This is a genomic window from Corynebacterium comes, assembly GCF_009734405.1.
In the GTDB taxonomy this organism is placed as follows: Bacteria; Actinomycetota; Actinomycetes; order Mycobacteriales; family Mycobacteriaceae; genus Corynebacterium; species Corynebacterium comes.
Genome location: NZ_CP046453.1, coordinates 694,013 through 712,066, shown reverse-complemented (window position 1 = coordinate 712,066; position 18,054 = coordinate 694,013). Strand labels below are relative to the sequence as shown.

The 18,054-nt window shown below is 63.7% G+C and carries 9 protein-coding genes and 3 rRNA genes; 5 read left to right on the top strand and 7 right to left on the bottom strand.

The window, feature by feature from the left end; all coding sequences use genetic code 11:
* Window positions 1–49: 49 nt before the first annotated feature.
* The 5 genes from CETAM_RS13925 to CETAM_RS03460 all read left to right on the top strand — a co-directional run bounded on the left by CETAM_RS13925 (window position 50) and on the right by CETAM_RS03460 (window position 6,439).
* Window positions 50–2,308, top strand: coding sequence for a helicase-associated domain-containing protein (locus CETAM_RS13925; RefSeq protein ID WP_156227101.1), 2,259 nt, complete (start codon window positions 50–52; stop codon window positions 2,306–2,308).
* A gap of 65 nt (window positions 2,309–2,373) precedes the next feature.
* Window positions 2,374–2,919, top strand: a complete 546-nt coding sequence (locus CETAM_RS03475) for a hypothetical protein (protein ID WP_156227100.1) — start codon at window positions 2,374–2,376, stop codon at window positions 2,917–2,919.
* A gap of 55 nt (window positions 2,920–2,974) precedes the next feature.
* A complete protein-coding gene (locus CETAM_RS03470; protein ID WP_156227099.1) occupies window positions 2,975–4,633 on the top strand; it encodes a DNA repair helicase XPB in 1,659 nt (552 codons plus the stop codon).
* A gap of 10 nt (window positions 4,634–4,643) precedes the next feature.
* Window positions 4,644–5,291 carry a DUF3239 domain-containing protein gene (locus tag CETAM_RS03465; RefSeq protein ID WP_156227098.1) on the top strand — a complete coding sequence of 216 codons (648 nt, stop codon included), beginning with the start codon at window positions 4,644–4,646 and terminating at the stop codon, window positions 5,289–5,291.
* 44 nt (window positions 5,292–5,335) lie between these two features.
* Window positions 5,336–6,439, top strand: a complete 1,104-nt coding sequence (locus tag CETAM_RS03460; protein ID WP_231587623.1) for a pyridoxal phosphate-dependent aminotransferase — start codon at window positions 5,336–5,338, stop codon at window positions 6,437–6,439.
* Between the two features lie 2 nt (window positions 6,440–6,441).
* On the opposite strand, the gene CETAM_RS03455 is transcribed toward CETAM_RS03460, so the two are convergent.
* The 7 genes from CETAM_RS03455 to CETAM_RS03425 all read right to left on the bottom strand — a co-directional run bounded on the left by CETAM_RS03455 (window position 6,442) and on the right by CETAM_RS03425 (window position 18,050).
* A complete protein-coding gene (locus CETAM_RS03455) occupies window positions 6,442–8,976 on the bottom strand; it encodes an ABC transporter permease (protein WP_156227096.1) in 2,535 nt (844 codons plus the stop codon).
* Window positions 8,977–9,267: 291 nt separating this feature from the next.
* Window positions 9,268–9,385 (bottom strand): 5S ribosomal RNA (gene rrf / locus CETAM_RS03450).
* 154 nt (window positions 9,386–9,539) lie between these two features.
* Window positions 9,540–12,627 (bottom strand): 23S ribosomal RNA (locus CETAM_RS03445).
* A gap of 471 nt (window positions 12,628–13,098) precedes the next feature.
* Window positions 13,099–14,619 (bottom strand): 16S ribosomal RNA (locus tag CETAM_RS03440).
* Together the 16S, 23S and 5S rRNA genes form the textbook arrangement of a ribosomal RNA operon.
* 624 nt (window positions 14,620–15,243) lie before the next feature.
* Window positions 15,244–16,164 carry an arsenic resistance protein gene (locus CETAM_RS03435; RefSeq protein ID WP_156227095.1) on the bottom strand — a complete coding sequence of 307 codons (921 nt, stop codon included), beginning with the start codon at window positions 16,162–16,164 and terminating at the stop codon, window positions 15,244–15,246.
* Window positions 16,165–16,920: an iron ABC transporter ATP-binding protein gene (locus CETAM_RS03430; RefSeq protein WP_156227094.1), complete on the bottom strand. Its 756-nt coding sequence runs from the start codon at window positions 16,918–16,920 to the stop codon at window positions 16,165–16,167.
* A complete protein-coding gene (locus CETAM_RS03425; protein ID WP_407923962.1) occupies window positions 16,917–18,050 on the bottom strand; it encodes an iron chelate uptake ABC transporter family permease subunit in 1,134 nt (377 codons plus the stop codon). The genes CETAM_RS03430 and CETAM_RS03425 overlap by 4 nt, the downstream gene beginning before the upstream one ends.
* Between the last annotated feature and the right edge of the window lie 4 nt (window positions 18,051–18,054).

Here is an 18,054-nt window from a genome sequence, read left to right as displayed (position 1 = left end):
AACCTGTGCCGGAAAAGTAACTTGAACTGCCACTAAAATCGACAGGACCATGTCTGCCACCCCCGAAAGCCCCGATTTCCGTGCCTGGTTGGCGCAACGCGATGACCGCGAGCTGGCAAATCTGCTCCGCGCCCGTCAGGACGTCGTCCTACCCTTACCCCCGGGCATAACCCCCCTGGCTGCCCGACTGCAACTGCGGTCCTCGGTGGGACGCGCCCTCCGCACGCTGACCGCGCTCGAGCTGGCCACGTTGGAGGCGACCGCCAACCTCGGCGGGGAACTGGCGCCGGTGACGGAGACGGACATCGTCAATGAGGTGCGCCCGGCGACAGGCGCGGATCCCGAGCAGGTCGAGGCCGCCCTCGCCCGACTTCGGGAGCTGGCGCTGTGTTACGGACCCGCGGACGGAATGCGGGTCGCGGGCGAAGCCATGGCCTCCCTGCCGCAGGACTGGCAGCTGCTGGATGATGCACCGACCCCAATCGATCCGGCCATGATCGAGGACCTGCCCTCCCCGCAGCGCGCGATCCTGGACACGCTGCTCAACTCGGGCGGGGTGGGACGGACGAAACATGCGGCGGTGGACGCTGACCCTGCGCTCCCTGTTCCGCAGCTGATCAACGCTGGACTGCTCCTGCGGGTGGACGCCGGCACCGTGCGGCTGCCCCGCCGGGTGCGGGCGGTGCTGCGTGGCCGGGACGTCACGCGACGTCCGCTCATTCCTTCGGCACGGGTGCTCGGACAGACCCGCACAGACGACCGCGCACGCGACCGCGCCGACCACGCCGGCGCAGGATCGGGCCTGGAGGTCGCGCGGCATCTGCGCCAGCTCATCGAACTGCTCGGGGAGCATCCGACGCCGCTGCTCAAAGAGGGTGGGGTCGGAGTCCGTGCCGTAGCGTCGCTGGCGCGGGCTCTCACCGTGGAGGAAGCGGAGATCCACCGGCTGGTCAGTCTCGGCGTGGCGGCCGGCCTGCTGGGTCGCGGCGAGCCTGTCCCCCTGCCCGCGGATGATGAGGGCTCCGACTACCTCTCCCCCACCCTGGCGGCCGACGAGTGGCTGGACCTCGACCTGGCCACCAGGTGGCTGACCATGCTGTCCGGATGGCTGGATTCGCCGTGGGCGCCGTGGCTGGTCGGCACCCGGGACGAGAAGCGGCAGCCGGTCCGACTGCTCGGCGATGCGATGAAACGCCCGCACCTGGCGGAGCAGCGGCGGCTGGTGCTCAACCGGTTCACCCTGGTGGCTGACGGCGTGGACGTCACGGATGAGCAGATGCGGGACGATCTCTTCTTCACCCACCCCATCGCCGCGACCCTGCTGCCGGAGGACACCCTCACCGCCGTCGTCGATGAGGCCCGTTGGATCGGCGCCCTGTCCCGTGGCACGGCGACCTCGGTCCTGCGCGCGCTGCTCGACCCGACGGCGGATGCCCTCGCGGTGGCGGAGGAGGTCACGCCCGGCACCGTGGAACGCGTGATCCCGCAGGGCGATATGACGATCATGGCCCCCGGCCCCCTGCCCCGCGCGCTGCAGACCGAGCTGGATCTCATCGGCGAGCTGGAGTCCGCGGGCCTCGCCAGCGTGTACCGGGTGACGGAGGCCTCCGTACGCCGGGCACTCGACACGGGGCGCACGGCGGAGGAGATCCGTACCTGGCTGGCGGACCATACGCTCGGTGAGGTCCCGCAGTCGATCACCTACCTCATCGCTGACGTCGCGCGTCGGCACGGCACCCTGCGGGGAGGCCCCGCCCTGAGCTACCTGCGTTGCGACGAACCCTCGTTGCTCGCCGAGGCAGCCCGCACCCCGGCGGCTGAGCGGGTGGCCCTGAGGGTGATCGCCCCGACGGTGGCGGTGGCGCAGGCCCCGTTGGTACAGGTCATCGCGGCCCTGCGGGAGGCTGGTTTCCAGCCGGTCGCCGAGGATGCGACGGGGGCGGCGCTGGACATCCGTCCGAAGCCTGCCCGCCTGCCCGCCCCGGACATCCCGTCGCGGAGCCCGCAGAAGCTGGACGAGTCGCGGATCAGTGCCGCCGTCGCCGCGATCCGGCGTGCCGACGGGGCGAAGGAAGCGGGCGCTGCCGTCACCGGACCTGACACCCAGACGACACTGGCCCTGCTGCAGGCGGCGGCGAGGGGCGGGCGGACGGTGACCGTCGGGTTCGTCGACAAGCACGGGCGTGCGGTGCACCGCACCGTGACGCCGCTGACCGTGACAGGCGGGCAGGTGGATGCGTTGGATGAGGTGACTGGCCAGGTGCAACGCTTCATGCTGCACCGCATCACCGAGGTTCTGCTGGGTTGACCGGCCCGAAGTTGTGGCGGCTCCTCCGGTGGACACGACGCGGCACCTGAACCAGACTCTGGTTCATGCCTTCGATCCCCACCTTGACTGACCTGTCCACCGCCCGGGAGGCCCGGCGGGTGAAACGTTTCGGGAAGTTCAGCGCTTTCACTCCCCGCTGGCTCGATTTCTGGCGCACACCGACACGTACGAGGACGCTGGTGGCCGTGTACCTCACCACGGTCGCCATCGGGTTCTTCTCCCTGGTTGCGGGAGTGTGGCTGCCGGCCGCCTTCATCGTCTACGTGGGCTCGATCTTTGCCCTGGCAGTCTCCTGGACCATCCTGCGCGCCACAATCGGAACGAGGGATTCCGCCCCGCGTTCGCTGCTGGACGTGCAGGAGACGGAGGTCCTGGATCTGGGGCACAGGATCGGATTCCGGGTCCTCTGCAACCTCAACCTGCTGATGGCGTTCATCGTTCTGGTCTCCGCTGTCTTAACCGACGGGTCGCTCCCCCTGTCCGGTGGCCTCGCTCTCGGGGCCGCGCTGCTCCACACCGTGTTCCTGGCCAGTTCGCTGCCCGCGGTGGGTTACGCCCTGGCCTTCACCGGCGGCGGCCGCGGGGCTTGACTCCGGTGCGATAATGGTCCTTTGACCATTCGCACCCCCTTCTGGAGGCACCCCCTTGGCATTCGGTGACGGACCGCTGATCGTCCAGTCCGACAAGACGGTTCTGCTGGAGATCGGCCACCCGGCGGCCGGTGACGCCCGCGCCGCGCTCGCACCCTTCGCGGAGCTCGAGCGCGCCCCGGAGCACGTCCACACCTACCGCATCACCCCGCTCGCGCTGTGGAACGCACGCGCCGCAGGGCACGATGCGGAACAGGTGGTGGAGACGCTGGAGCGCTACTCACGGTTCCCGGTCCCACAGCCGTTGCTTGTGGACGTCGCCGAGACCATGTCCCGCTACGGCCGCGTCCGCCTGCACAAGCACCCCGCCCACGGGCTGATCCTGGAGTCGGCGGAACCCGCGATCCTGGCGGAACTGCGGCGCCACAAGAAGATCAGCCCCATGCTGGGCGAGCCGGTGGACGCGGAGAACATCCCGGTCCACCCCTCGGAACGCGGCCGGCTGAAGCAGGAGCTGCTCAAGGTCGGTTGGCCGGCCGAGGACCTCGCCGGCTACGTCGACGGCGAATCCCACCCCATCGCCCTGTCCACCGAGAACGAGAACTGGGAGCTGCGCGACTACCAGCGCTACGCCGTGGACTCCTTCTGGGAGGGCGGTTCGGGCGTGGTCGTCCTGCCCTGTGGCGCGGGTAAGACGATGGTGGGCGCGGCGTCCATGGCCAGGGCCCAGGCGACCACCCTGATCCTGGTGACCAACACTGTCGCCGGACGCCAGTGGCGGGATGAGCTGCTGCGTCGCACCACGCTCACCGAGGACGAGATCGGCGAGTACTCCGGCGAGAGGAAGGAGATCCGTCCGGTGACCATCGCGACCTACCAGGTGGTCACCCGCCGGACGAAGGGCGAGTACCGGGCGCTGGAACTCTTCGACTCCCGCGACTGGGGCCTGATCATCTATGACGAGGTCCACCTGCTGCCCGCCCCCGTCTTCCGCATGACCTCCGACCTGCAGTCCCGCCGTCGTCTGGGACTGACCGCCACGCTGGTGCGTGAGGACGGCCGCGAGGGGGACGTCTTCTCGCTGATCGGGCCGAAGCGTTATGACGCCCCCTGGCGGGACATCGAGGCCATGGGCTTCATCGCCACCGCCGAATGCATCGAGGTGCGCACCACCATGACCGAGGCGGAACGAATGACCTACGCCACCGCCGAAACCGCGGACCGCTACCGCCTGGCCGCGAGCGCGCAGGGGAAGATGCGGGTCACGGAGAAGCTCCTGGAGAAGCATCGCGGACAGCCCACCCTGATCATCGGCGCCTACCTCGATCAGCTGGAGGAACTCTCCGCGCGTTTCGGTGCCCCCCTCATCGAGGGCCGCACCTCCAACAAGCGGCGCGTGGAACTCTTCGACCAGTTCCGCTCGGGCGAGGTCTCCGTCCTGGTGGTGAGCAAGGTCGCGAACTTCTCCATCGATCTGCCGGAGGCGGCCGTCGCCATCCAGGTGTCGGGCACCTTCGGCTCCCGCCAGGAGGAGGCCCAGCGCCTCGGCAGGTTGCTGCGCCCCAAGGCCGACGGCGGGGAGGCCCACTTCTACTCCGTCGTCTCGCGGGACACCCTGGACTCGGAGTATGCCGCCCACCGTCAGCGATTCCTCGCCGAGCAGGGTTACGCCTACCGCATCGTCGATGCCGACGACCTGGACCAGCTTGATTAGGCTGGGCGGCATGAAGGTATTCAAGTTCGAGGTGGACGAGACGTTCGCGAAGAAGAACAACGAGATGCTCAAGGACACCCGTCGGTTGCAGACCTCAGCCGTCATCTTCGGCGTCCTCCTCCTGGCCCTGTCGGTGGCCCTGTACGCCTGGTGGCGGCAGGGAGAGGTGTGGGGCCTGGTCGGCAGCATCATCGCGGTGACGTTCGCCCTGGTCAGCTTCTTCCTCGCCGTGGCCGTGCCCCGCAAGGTCGGCGGCGCGCAGCAGCTCTACGACACCTACCCGCTGGCCCCGGCCATGATCGTCGAGGTCAACGAGCGTGACTTCGTCATCATGGCGCTGGTGAACACCAATGTCGACCCGCAGATCCCGCCCCGCTGGGGTGTCGCGCTGCGAACCGTCTCCCGCGTCAACGGCATCAAGCAGGCGAAGCTGGGCACCCGCATCCCCGTCGCCGCGGTCCAGGGTCGGCGCAGCGTGCGTGAAGATGAGCACTGGGACGAGATCTCGCCCATGCCCATCGCCTGGGGCACCCCCGACGAAGATGTGGTCAACACCGCCCGCCGGGCCATCCCGGAGGATCAGTGGACACGTCTGGACAAGGCCCGCAAGCGTCTCGACGACGCCAAGGCCACCCGCTACAACCTCCTCGTCCTGTGACGGTCGCCCGGTTGCGCGAGTTCCGCGAGACGGTCTTCGCCACCATGAGCGCGAAGGCCGTGGAGTTCGACGCGGTGAACCTCGGCCAGGGGTTCCCTGATTCCGACGGGCCCGCCCGCATGCTGGAGATCGCCTGCGAGCAGATCCGCGGAGGCAACAACCAGTACGGCCCCGGCCGGGGTATGGCGGTGCTGCGGGAGGCGGTGGCCGCCCAACGTGCCCGCGATCATCAGGTCACCTATGACCCCGACGCCGAGGTACTGGTGACGGTGGGTGCCACGGAGGCGATCTCCGCGGCGGTCCTCGGCCTGGTCGAGCCAGGTTCAGAGGTCATCGTCCTCGAGCCCTACTACGACGCCTACGCCGCCGCCATCGCCCTGGCCGGTGCACGGCGCGTGGCGGTGCCGCTGGTGGCTGACGGCGCAACGTGGACGGTGGACGTCGACGCCGTTCGCGCGGCCGTCACCAAGCGCACGGCGATGATCATCATCAACTCCCCGCACAACCCGACAGGCTCCGTCTTCTCCCGGGAGATCCTGGCCGAACTGGCCCAGGTCTGCGTCGAGCGCGACCTGCTCGTCCTCTCCGACGAGGTCTACGAGAACCTGCTTTTCGACGCCGCCGCCCACACCGCCCTCGCCTCCCTGCCCGGCATGTTCGAGCGCACCGTCACCGTCTCATCCGCCGCAAAATCCTGGAATGTCACCGGCTGGAAGACCGGCTGGGCACTCGCCCCCGCGCCGCTTCTCGACGCCGTCCTCAAGGCCAAGCAGTTCATGTCCTACGTCGGCGCCACGCCCTTCCAACCCGCGGTGGCCCACGCCCTCAATGAGGAGTCCGCGTGGTTGGCGGGCATGGTGTCCGAACTGGCCGAGGGCAGGGACCTGCTCATTGCCGGCCTCCGGAATGCGGGACTCAAGGTCCATGCCACGCAGGGCACCTATTTCGTGGTGGCGGACATCGCCGACCTCGGGGAGGCCGACGGCGTCACATTCTGCCTGGCCCTGCCCGAACGTATCGGCGTGGCCGCGATCCCCGTGCAGGTGTTCTGCGACGATCCTGCCCCGTGGCGGACGAAGGTCCGCTTCGCCTTCGGGAAGCGCCCCGACACCCTTTGTCTGGCCGTCGAGCGGCTCCAGCTTCTCTAGCGCTACTCCACGGCACGCAGCGGTGAGGTCTGCGCCGCCTTGCGTGCCGGCCAGATCGCGGCGACCACGCCCACCACGACCGCCGCGACCGGGATCAGTGCCATCTGGTCCCAGGGAATAGCCCAACGGTTGATGCCCTGGTCGCTGAGCGTCCGGACGAAGCACCACCCCAGCCACGTCCCACTGACAATGCCCATGACAGCGCCGAGCACCGCGATGTGGACGGACTCGATGGTGACCATCCGACCGATCTGGCTGCGCTGCATGCCCACGGCCCGCAGCATGCCGAACTCGTGTCGGCGTTCCATGATGGACAGTGCCAGGGTGTTGATGATGCCGAGCACCGCGATGACCACGCTGAGCGCCAGCAGCGCGTAGACCAGTGCCAGCAGCTGGTTGATCTGCTCCGCGCTGGTGACCCGGTACTGCTCCTTCGTCATCACCTGAAGCACGCCGTAGGGGTTGATCGCGTCCACGACGCTTTCGTGCACGACCTCCGGGTCCACGCCCTCCTGGAAGGTGACGAAAAGGTTCTGGGTGGACCACGCCCGACGGTCCGGCAGGAGGTCCTGCGCGGTGGCCTCCGTCACCGCCACCGGGGTGAAGGCTGCGGCATCCTCCCAGATCACCACGACGGGCACCATGGCGGTGTTCTCGGTGGCCGGGGAGGTGACCTCCACCACCTCGCCGACCACCAGATCCAGCTCCCTGGCTACGGACTCGCTCACCCCCACGCCCTGACGGGTGGCGATGTCCTCGAAGCCTCCGTCCACGACGTCCAGGACATAGGCCGCCGTCGGGTCACCTGTCAGAGCGAGGGTCAGCCCGCTCAGCCCATCGGGGCTGCCTGCCTTGCCTCCCACGCTCATGGGAACCATCGTGCCCGGCACCACCGCCGCCACGCCGTCGAGCGCGGCCACATCCTCGATGGCCTGCCCCGGAATTCCCTGGCTTGAGATCAGTCCGGAGGTCACCACCGTATCTGCCCGCAGCTCCTCGTCGATGGCGCCGAAGACGGAGAGCGTGATCGACGCACCCAGGATGCCCACCACAGCCACCAGTGACACACCCAGGGTCAGTGCAAAGGCGGTGGCCGCGGAGCGCCGCGGGCTGCGTGCCAGGTTGGTGCCGGCCAACAGCGGGACGATCGCGCGACCCGGGGTTCGCAGGGTGTAGATGACCCTGATCAGTCCCGCGAGCACCAGCACCACACCGGTGATGAGCGCGAGCGCGCCCACCCCGGTGAGAACCGCCCGATCGGTGGTGGACCAGTCAGTCATGAACGCCGCAAACGAGGTCGCGGCCACCCCGATGACGAGCAGCCCCGTCCCGATGATGCTGCGGACCTTCACCGGTTGAGTACTCGCCTGATCGCCCGAACGCATCACCTGCACGGGATGAACCGCACCTGCCCGGCGGGCAGGCACCCAGGCGCTGAAGACCGTGACCAGGATGCCGACCGTCATCGGCACGAGGATGCTGGCGGTGTCCAGGCCCAGACCCGAATCCGGGAAACCGAGCCCGAAGGCCTCCATCACGGTGACAATCAGCCGCACCAGGCCGATACCCACTCCGATCCCCAGCGCGGAGCCCAGGGTGCCGATGACCACCGCCTCGGCCAGCACGGAGCCCGTCAACTGCGGCCGGGACATCCCCACTGCCCGCAGCAACGCGAACTCCTTCGTCCGCTGCGCCACGATCATGGAGAAGGTGTTGGAGATGATGAACGTTCCCACCAGCAGCGCGATGAGACCGAAAGCCCCGAAGATATAGGTGAAGAAGGCCAGCGCCGAAGAAGCCTCTTCGGTCTCCCTCGCAGCAGCCTCTGCAGAGGTGGCGAGGTCGAAACCCGGGTACATCGCGCTCAGCGTCTCCTTGCCCACGTCCCCACGGATGAGGATGCGTCCGGCCTGTGTCCCGTCCGAGAACTCGGCGCCGTACACGTCCCGGGCGACCTGCACGCCTGCCCAGCCGCCGGTCGAGGTGGACAATTCCGTCAGACCGACGATCTCCAGCTCCGTGCGTTGCTCTGCGTTGATGACGGTGATCACGTCCCCCAGACCGATCTCCGAGCGATCCACGGCACCCGTGTTGATCACTGCCTCTCCGGACCTTTCCGGTGCCCGACCCTCCGTGATCACGGTGCTGCTGTCAGTCACCACCTCTTCCGGCACGGAGAAAGGAAGCAACCAGGAACCGGCTCCACCGGACTGGTACGGCTCTCCATCCGGCCCGATGATCACAATCGGCTGAATGTCAGTGACCTCCACCTTCTCCACACCGGGGAGTGAGGAAATCTCATCGCCCATGGCCTGCGTCAGCGGGTGGTCGGGAGTCGACTGCATGACCAGATCCGAGCCTTCGTAACTCACCGTGATGATGTCATCGAAGGCTTTGGACAGCGACGCCGTGAGGATGAATCCACCGGACACGAAGCTGGTTCCGAGTACCACCGCCAACACCGTCATGATCAGGCGGAGTTTGTGTGCCCCGATGTTGCGCAGCGAGAGCTTGCGCTGGATCGGAAGAGAGTTCATCTGTGGGCTGTCCTATTCCAAGTTCGTCGTGACCGCTGGCATGCTCTCCGCGGAAAGATCAGTGTTCTCTCTGACCTGCCGGCCGGCACCCTCCATCTTTATCCTCGTCCAAGGATAAGCGGCTCCGGATCACCGGGTCCCACCCCCTCCTGCTACGTCCCCGTCCCCGCCCCTGGGGATGCCGAAGCACCCGCCCCCGGTGACCGTCACACCCCACCACACACACAGGCGGAAGGGTGCGACCATCACGGGGACGGGTGCTGGGGCTATGTAGTTGTGTTCAATTATTAGTGTCGGCGGTAACCTACTCTCCCACACCCTCCCGGGTGCAGTACCATCGGCGCGGGCAGGCTTAGCTTCCGGGTTCGGAATGGGACCGGGCGTTTCCCTGCCGCTATCAACCACCGACACATCCCACGGAACAACCCCCCCACAAGAGGGGGTGGTGTCCCGGTGATACGGGTGTGCTGTGTCAGACACTGCATAGTGGACGCGGGCAACACTTTGTCTTTCGTGCTGCTGATGTGTTACGTGCGTTGCACACACCCCACGAGGTGGGATGGTATGTGTTTTTGTCGGTGTATTAGTACCGGTCACCTCCACACCTTACGGTGCGTCCAGATCCGGCCTATCAACCCCATCATCTATGGGGAACCTCAAAAGAAACCTCATCTCGAAACAGGCTTCCCGCTTAGATGCTTTCAGCGGTTATCCCTTCCGTACGTAGCCAACCAGCCCTGCTCCTGGCGGAACAACTGGCACACCAGAGGTACGTCCGTCCCGGTCCTCTCGTACTAGGGACAGCCTTCCTTAAGTTTCAACGCGCGCGGCGGATAGAGACCGAACTGTCTCACGACGTTCTAAACCCAGCTCGCGTACCGCTTTAATGGGCGAACAGCCCAACCCTTGGGACCTACTCCAGCCCCAGGATGCGACGAGCCGACATCGAGGTGCCAAACCATCCCGTCGATATGGACTCTTGGGGAAGATCAGCCTGTTATCCCCGGGGTACCTTTTATCCGTTGAGCGACACCACATCCACAAGTTGGTGCCGGATCACTAGTCCCGACTTTCGTCCCTGCTCGAGTTGTCACTCTCACAGTCAAGCTCCCTTGTGCACTTACACTCACCACCTGATTGCCAACCAGGCTGAGGGAACCTTTGGGCGCCTCCGTTACTATTTAGGAGGCAACCGCCCCAGTTAAACTACCCACCAGGCACTGTCCCCGACCCAGATCATGGGCCAAGGTTGAGGTATCCAATCCGATCAGAGTGGTATTTCAACAACGACTCCCACACAACTGGCGTCATGTGATCAACGTCTCCCACCTATCCTACACAAACCGAACCGAACACCAATACCAAGCTATAGTGAAGGTCCCGGGGTCTTTTCGTCCTGCCGCGCGTAACGAGCATCTTTACTCGTACTGCAATTTCACCGGGCCTGTGGTTGAGACAGCAGGGAAGTCGTTACGCCATTCGTGCAGGTCGGAACTTACCCGACAAGGAATTTCGCTACCTTAGGATGGTTATAGTTACCACCGCCGTTTACTGGGGCTTAAATTCTCAGCTTCGCAACCGCAAGGGTCACTAACCGGTCCTCTTAACCTTCCAGCACCGGGCAGGCGTCAGTCCGTATACCTCAACTTAAACGTTTTCGCACGGACCTGTGTTTTTAATAAACAGTCGCTTCCCTCTATTCTCTGCGACCACCACCAGCTCACGTTGCAAGAACGGTCACCGGTGCTGGCCCCCCTTCTCCCGAAGTTACGGGGGCATTTTGCCGAGTTCCTTAACCACAGTTCACCCGAACGCCTTAGTATTCTCTACCTGACTACCTGTGTCGGTTTGGGGTACGGGCCATGTATGTCCATCGCTAGAGGCTTTTCTCGACAGCACGGGATCACCGACATCACCCCGAAGGGCTACGCATCACGTCTCACACCTTGATGAGGGGCGGATTTGCCTGTCCCCTCGTGCTACACGCTTACACCACAATCCAATAAGTGGCACGGCTACCCCACTGCGTCACCCCATCGCTTGGCTACTACCAGATCAGGCTCCACGCACGCCCCGCCCCCGTCAGGCAAAGCCTGACAGGTGACGGATTATGGGTGGTTAGTATCACTGATTCACCATGGGCGCACATACACGGGTACGGGAATATCAACCCGTTGTCCATCGACTACGCCTGTCGGCCTCGCCTTAGGTCCCGACTCACCCTGGGAAGACGAACTTGACCCAGGAACCCTTAGTCATCCGGCGGGCAAGATTCTCACTTGCCAATTCGTTACTCATGCCTGCATTCTCACTCGCACACACTCCACAGCCCCTCACGGTACTGCTTCACCGCGTGCACGACGCTCCCCTACCCAACATCCACCAATGTGGATTGTTGCCGCGGCTTCGGCGGTGTACTTGAGCCCCATTACATTGTCGGCGCAGGACCACTCGACCAGTGAGCTATTACGCACTCTTTCAAGGATGGCTGCTTCTAAGCCAACCTCCTGGCTGTCTTCGCGATCCCACATCCTTTTCCACTTAGTACACCCTTAGGGGCCTTAGCCGGCGATCTGGGCTGTTTCCCTCTCGACTATGAAGCTTATCCCCCACAGTCTCACTGCTGCGCTAACTTAACCGGCATTCGGAGTTTGGCTGACATTGCTAAGATTGTAGTCCCGCTCAACCAACCAGTAGCTCTACCTCCGGCAAGCACCACGCAACGCTGCACCTAAATGCATTTCGGGGAGAACCAGCTATCACGGAGTTTGATTGGCCTTTCACCCCTACCCACAGCTCATCCCCTCAGTTTTCAACCTAAGTGGGTTCGCGCCTCCACGACGTCTTACCGTCGCTTCACACTGGCCATGGGTAGATCACCCCGCTTCGGGTCCAGGACATGCCACTAGATCACACTAGTTAGTATTCGCTTTCGCTACGGCTACCCCACAACGGGTTAACCTCGCGACATGCCGCTGACTCGCAGGCTCATTCTTCCAAAGGCACGCCATCACACACAAGAGGTGCTCTGACGGATTGTAGGCACATGGTTTCAGGTACTATTTCACTCCCCTCCCGGGGTACTTTTCACCATTCCCTCACGGTACTAATCCGCTATCGGTCATACTGGGTATTTAGGCTTACCGGGTGGTCCCGGCAGATTCACAGCAGATTTCACGTGCCCGCTGCTACTCGGGAATACGACAACACGGCACACACAGTCTTCACGTACGGGACTCTCACCCGCTCCGGTGGGCCTTCCCAGACCACTTCCGCTGACCACATGCACATCGTGCGGGCAGCCGGCAGGCCACCCCCATCGCATCCCACAACACCGCATGTGCAACCCCTGCCGGGTATCACACACACACGGTTTAGCCTCATCCGCGTTCGCTCGCCGCTACTGACGGAATCATTACCTTATTTTCTCTTCCTACGGGTACTGAGATGTTTCACTTCCCCGCGTCAACCTCCACCACAGCTATGAATTCACTGTGAGGTGACCACCCATAACGGTGGCCGGGTTTCCCCATTCGGACATCCTCGGATCAACGCTCAGTTGGCAGCTCCCCGAGGCATAACGCAGCCTCTCACGTCCTTCATCGGCCCAGTATGCCAAGGCATCCACCATGCGCCCTTACTACAAACACATTCCACCGACCCACCCACCCCCACAACAGGGACAGGCCGACCGGCGGGTGAACTAACACTCACACAAACATTCACCGCACACCCTCCCCCACCCGAAAGCAGGGACAAAGGCACACGGCACACACAAAATAAAGATGCTCGCGTCCACTATACAGTTCTCACACAACACACCACCCACCCCCACCGGCACCCGCACCGGGACACCACCGACCCCCCACAAGGAGGACCCGGCAGCACCCCGGTACCCACGGCACCGACGAAAACATGGATGATCACCGAAACAACAATGTTGTCCCAGACACCCAACAGCGTGCCAACATACCCTCTTCAACGTCTGTGACCCCGGCTGAAATTCGCCCACCCTCACGGTGTGCGTCCACCCGATTATCTGTTCGCCGGCGGGTTGACATTCGCAACCCCAACCAGCGGATGCGACGCCGCTACCGCGACGCCGACTGTCAAGCTCCTTAGAAAGGAGGTGATCCAGCCGCACCTTCCGGTACGGCTACCTTGTTACGACTTCGTCCCAATCGCCGATCCCACCTTCGACAGCTCCCTCCCACAAAGGGGTTGGGCCACTGGCTTCGGGTGTTACCAACTTTCATGACGTGACGGGCGGTGTGTACAAGGCCCGGGAACGTATTCACCGCAGCGTTGCTGATCTGCGATTACTAGCGACTCCGACTTCATGGGGTCGAGTTGCAGACCCCAATCCGAACTGAGGCCGGCTTTGAAGGATTAGCGCACTCTCGCGAGTTGGCGACCTGCTGTACCGACCATTGTAGCATGTGTGAAGCCCTGGACATAAGGGGCATGATGATTTGACGTCGTCCCCACCTTCCTCCGAGTTGACCCCGGCAGTCTCTCATGAGTCCCCACCATGACGTGCTGGCAACATAAGACAAGGGTTGCGCTCGTTGCGGGACTTAACCCAACATCTCACGACACGAGCTGACGACAACCATGCACCACCTGTACACCGACCACAAGGGAAGACGTATCTCTACGCCGGTCCGGTGTATGTCAAGCCCAGGTAAGGTTCTTCGCGTTGCATCGAATTAATCCACATGCTCCGCCGCTTGTGCGGGCCCCCGTCAATTCCTTTGAGTTTTAGCCTTGCGGCCGTACTCCCCAGGCGGGGCGCTTAATGCGTTAGCTACGGCACAGAAGACGTGGAAGTCCCCTACACCTAGCGCCCACCGTTTACGGCATGGACTACCAGGGTATCTAATCCTGTTCGCTACCCATGCTTTCGCTCCTCAGCGTCAGTAACTGCCCAGAGACCTGCCTTCGCCATTGGTGTTCCTCCTGATATCTGCGCATTTCACCGCTACACCAGGAATTCCAGTCTCCCCTACAGCACTCAAGTATTGCCCGTATCGCCTGCACGCCCGAGGTTGAGCCCCGGAATTTCACAGACGACGTGACAAACCACCTACGAGCTCTTTACGCCCAGTAATTCCGGACAACGCTCGCACCCTACGTATTACCGCGGCTGCTGGCACGTAGTTAGCCGGTGCTTCTTATACAGGTACCGTCATTTTCACTTCGTCCCTGTCGAAAGAGGTTTACAACCCGAAGGCCGTCATCCCCCACGCGGCGTCGCTGCATCAGGCTTCCGCCCATTGTGCAATATTCCCCACTGCTGCCTCCCGTAGGAGTCTGGGCCGTATCTCAGTCCCAATGTGGCCGTCCACCCTCTCAGGCCGGCTACCCGTCGACGCCTTGGTAGGCCATTACCCCACCAACAAGCTGATAGGCCGCGGGCTCATCCTGCACCGGAAAAACCTTTCCACCCCCCACACTAAAGAGAGGTCCTATCCGGTATTAGACCCAGTTTCCCAGGCTTATCCCGAAGTGCAGGGCAGATCACCCACGTGTTACTCACCCGTTCGCCACTCGAGTACTCCCGAAGGAGCCTTTCCGTTCGACTTGCATGTGTTAAGCACGCCGCCAGCGTTCGTCCTGAGCCAGGATCAAACTCTCCACAAAAACTTCAGAAAAAGTCTCAGGCGTAGAAAGCCCAAACCCAACCAAAAACAAACAACCAGCACACCACCACCCACAGGCGATGATGTTTCAGTTGATTGCCAAAAAACAACCACAGCCACCCCGAACCACTCAAGGGTCCGGGACGCCATGATCACATAAAAAAATCTGTGACCCCTCACCCACCCTGACGGGGAAGGAAACGGGGGCCACCTACTTCCTATCAGCGACCATGACCATGCCTGCGCCACAACAACTCACACGATGACAACCACCGCGCGCATTATTTACAGTGGCACCCTGTTATGAACAGGTACCACCCGGCACACACCCACCCCACCCCCACAACACGGGGAGCAAGGGCCGATGAACGACACAACCAAAGTCACAAACAAAAGTACATTGGCACACTATTGAGTTCTCACACAACATCCGCACACCGATTACCGTGTCCCTCACGGGCCCCGGCTGTTCAGCAGCTTGATTGAACTTACCGATCCGGTCTGACCGTGTCAACTCCGGACTGCAACATTCGTTTCCTGTTGCCCACCCGGCCACCTTGCGGTAACCGTTCCTGGCAACGAGAATGACTATACGGAAGTTCCGCCCGAACACTAAATCACCAGGTCACACACCCCTTCCACACACAAACAACGGCATCAGGGCAACCATCACCACCATCACCGCCAGTTCGACCAGCGTCTGGGTCACCACAACGACCGGCGCCAGCGTCCCCGGCATCGCCAGCGCGAACGGCATGACCACCAGGGAGTTGCGGGTGACGCCGCTGAACGTCGCCGCCACCCGCAACGGGACAGGCAGACGCAGCACAGCTCCCAGAGTCAGGCCCACCGCGATCATCAGGAGCGCAAAGGCCAGATAGACGGCCGCCGGCAGGGCGAGTCGCTGCCAGTGGCCGACCACTCCCCCGGCGAAAGCAGCGAGCACCACGAACAGGGTGGCCATCATGAGCGGGACCATGGCGGCGGTGCCGGCGGCGTCGATACGCCTCGCCCACCGGTGACGCACCAAAAGTCGCTGCACGAGGAAGGCGGCACCGAGAGGCAGGACGATCAGCAGGAGGAATGCCTCGAGGAAGGGCCCCGCGGAGAACACGTCAGTGGGGCCGAGGAAGAAGCGCAGGAGCAGCGGAAGCAGGAGAAGTTGTCCGAGAAGGAGGAGCGGAGTTGCCGCGAGCAGCTCTGCGCGGGCGCCGCCTGCCAGGCCCGCGAAGGTGATGACGTAGTCGATGCAGGGGGCCAGCAGGACCAGGAGGACGGCGGAGTAGACGACGGCGTCGTCACGCAGCGGTGATGCGAGAAGGCCCGCCACCGCCGGGACGACGAGACCGTTGAGCAGTGCCAGAGCCGTGAGGAAGCGGGGATTGATGCGGATCTTCGTCAGCGGAACCGACAGGAAGGTGACAAAGAGCAGCGCCCCCAGCACCGGCGTGACCAGCACGCGGAGTGAGGGGGCGCTGACAAGAAGACCGAGCAGGATCGCCCCGACATACAGGGCGATCTGGTGACGCTCAAGCCAGGCGGGCATCTAGTGGTAAACGGCCAGCAGTCCGTTGGGGCCCTCGATGACCTGCACGGGGGTGTTGAAGATGTCGGTGAGGATCTCATCGCGCATGACCTCGCGCGGGGAGCCGAACTCAACGATCTGGCCGGCCTTGACCGCGCAGATGTAGTCGGCGTAGCGGGCGGCGAAGTTGATGTCGTGCAGCACCACGATGATGGTGCGGCCGAACTCCTTTGCGGCGGACTGCAGGTGCTGCATCATCTGCACGGAGTGGGCGATGTCGAGGTTGTTGAGGGGTTCGTCGAGAAGCACGTAGTCGGTCTCCTGGCAGAGCACCATCGCCACATACGCGCGCTGGCGCTGGCCGCCGGAGAGCTGGTCGAGGTAGCGCTCCTCCAGGTCGGTGAGGTGGAGGAAGTCGATGTAGCGGGAGATGATCTGCTCGTCCTCCTCGGTCAGACGACCGTGGGAGTACGGGAAGCGGCCGAAACCGACGAGCTGGCGGACCGTCAGCTTGGTGATGAAGTGGTTCTCCTGGCGCAGGATGGACAGGATCTTGGCCAGGTCCTTCGACTTGGTGGTGGTGATGTCGTACTGGGCGACCTTGATGTCGCCGGAATCCATCCCCAGAAGTCGGCCGATCATGGTGAGCAGCGTCGACTTGCCGGCGCCGTTGGGTCCGACGAGCGCGGTGATGCCGCCGGCGGGAATCTCCAGATTCACCGGGCCGATGGCGACGTCGCTGTTGTACTCCTTGCGGACATTGGTCAGAGTGATCACAGTCGACCCTTTCGGAGGATGACGAAGAGGAACACGGAACCACCGACGAGTTCGATGATGATGGAGACCACTCCCTGCGCGTAGAACACGTGGTTCATGATGAAGTACGCGCCGGAGAGCACCACGAAGGCGATGGCCACAGCCATGGGGAACAGGTAGCGGTGATCGTAGGTGTCGGCAAACTGGTAGGCAAGGGTGGCCACCAGGAAACCGAGGAAGGTCATCGGCCCGACCAGTGCGGTCGACACGGCCATGAGGACGGAGATCAGTACGAGGGTGGCGATCGCCAGGCCCTTGTAGCTCAGGCCCAGGTTCGTGGCGGTGTCCCGGCCCAGGGACAGGATGTTCATGCGGCGGGAATTGAGGTAGAGCAGCCCCGCGGCGATCAGGCACAGCGGGATGGCCACCGGGTAGTACTCCGGGTCGGCGTTGTTCACCGAACCGAAGAGCCGGGCGGTGAGCACGTCGAACTCGCTCGGCGTGAGCATGCGCTGCATGAACGTGGACACCGAGCCCAGGCCGCCGCCGATGACGATGCCGACCAGCAGCATTGCGTGCATGTTGGCGTGTCGGCCGGTGAGCAGCCAGGAGTACAGGATGAGCGACAGCCCGATCATGAGGATCAGCTGCACCACGAACGTCTCCAGGGTGCGCGCGCCGATCAGGCCGGCGGCACCGAAGAAGAAGACCGTGGAGGTGTGGATCACGGTGTACAGGGATTCGAAGCCCATTATCGACGGCGTGATGATGCGGTTGTTGGTCACCGTCTGGAAGGCGACGGTCGCCACCGCCTGACAGACGGCGACGATGGCCATGGCGATCACTGCGTCCGCGCGCCTCTCGGCGATGAGCCAGAACCCCTCCGTGCCGAAGGGCAGCGGATTGTTCCAGGCCAGCAGGCCGAAGGCGAAGAGCAGGCCGAGCGTGACCACGGTGCCGAGGATGATCCAGTACTTCCGGGCCGCCCTGACCGTCTGGAAAGCCCCGGCGCTGCGGGCGGACTGCGGCTTGACCGCGTACCCGGGCCAGTGGTCCTCGGCTCGTTCATAACGCCTGGCCTCCGGGGTCGTCGCCTCACGGAGGTAGTTGTCGACGCCGTCGGCGGTGGATTCTTCGACCATCCGGTCCACGTAG

What these genes read in the sequence shown, in the direction of transcription:
- CETAM_RS13925 (WP_156227101.1), top strand. Translation starts at nt 50, where the DNA reads ATGTCTGCCACCCCCGAAAGCCCCGATTTCCGTGCCTGGTTGGCGCAA.
- CETAM_RS03475 (WP_156227100.1), top strand. Translation starts at nt 2,374, where the DNA reads ATGCCTTCGATCCCCACCTTGACTGACCTGTCCACCGCCCGGGAGGCC.
- CETAM_RS03465 (WP_156227098.1), top strand. Translation starts at nt 4,644, where the DNA reads ATGAAGGTATTCAAGTTCGAGGTGGACGAGACGTTCGCGAAGAAGAAC.
- CETAM_RS03460 (WP_231587623.1), top strand. Translation starts at nt 5,336, where the DNA reads ATGAGCGCGAAGGCCGTGGAGTTCGACGCGGTGAACCTCGGCCAGGGG.
- CETAM_RS03455 (WP_156227096.1), bottom strand. Translation starts at nt 8,976, where the DNA reads ATGAACTCTCTTCCGATCCAGCGCAAGCTCTCGCTGCGCAACATCGGG.
- CETAM_RS03435 (WP_156227095.1), bottom strand. Translation starts at nt 16,164, where the DNA reads ATGCCCGCCTGGCTTGAGCGTCACCAGATCGCCCTGTATGTCGGGGCG.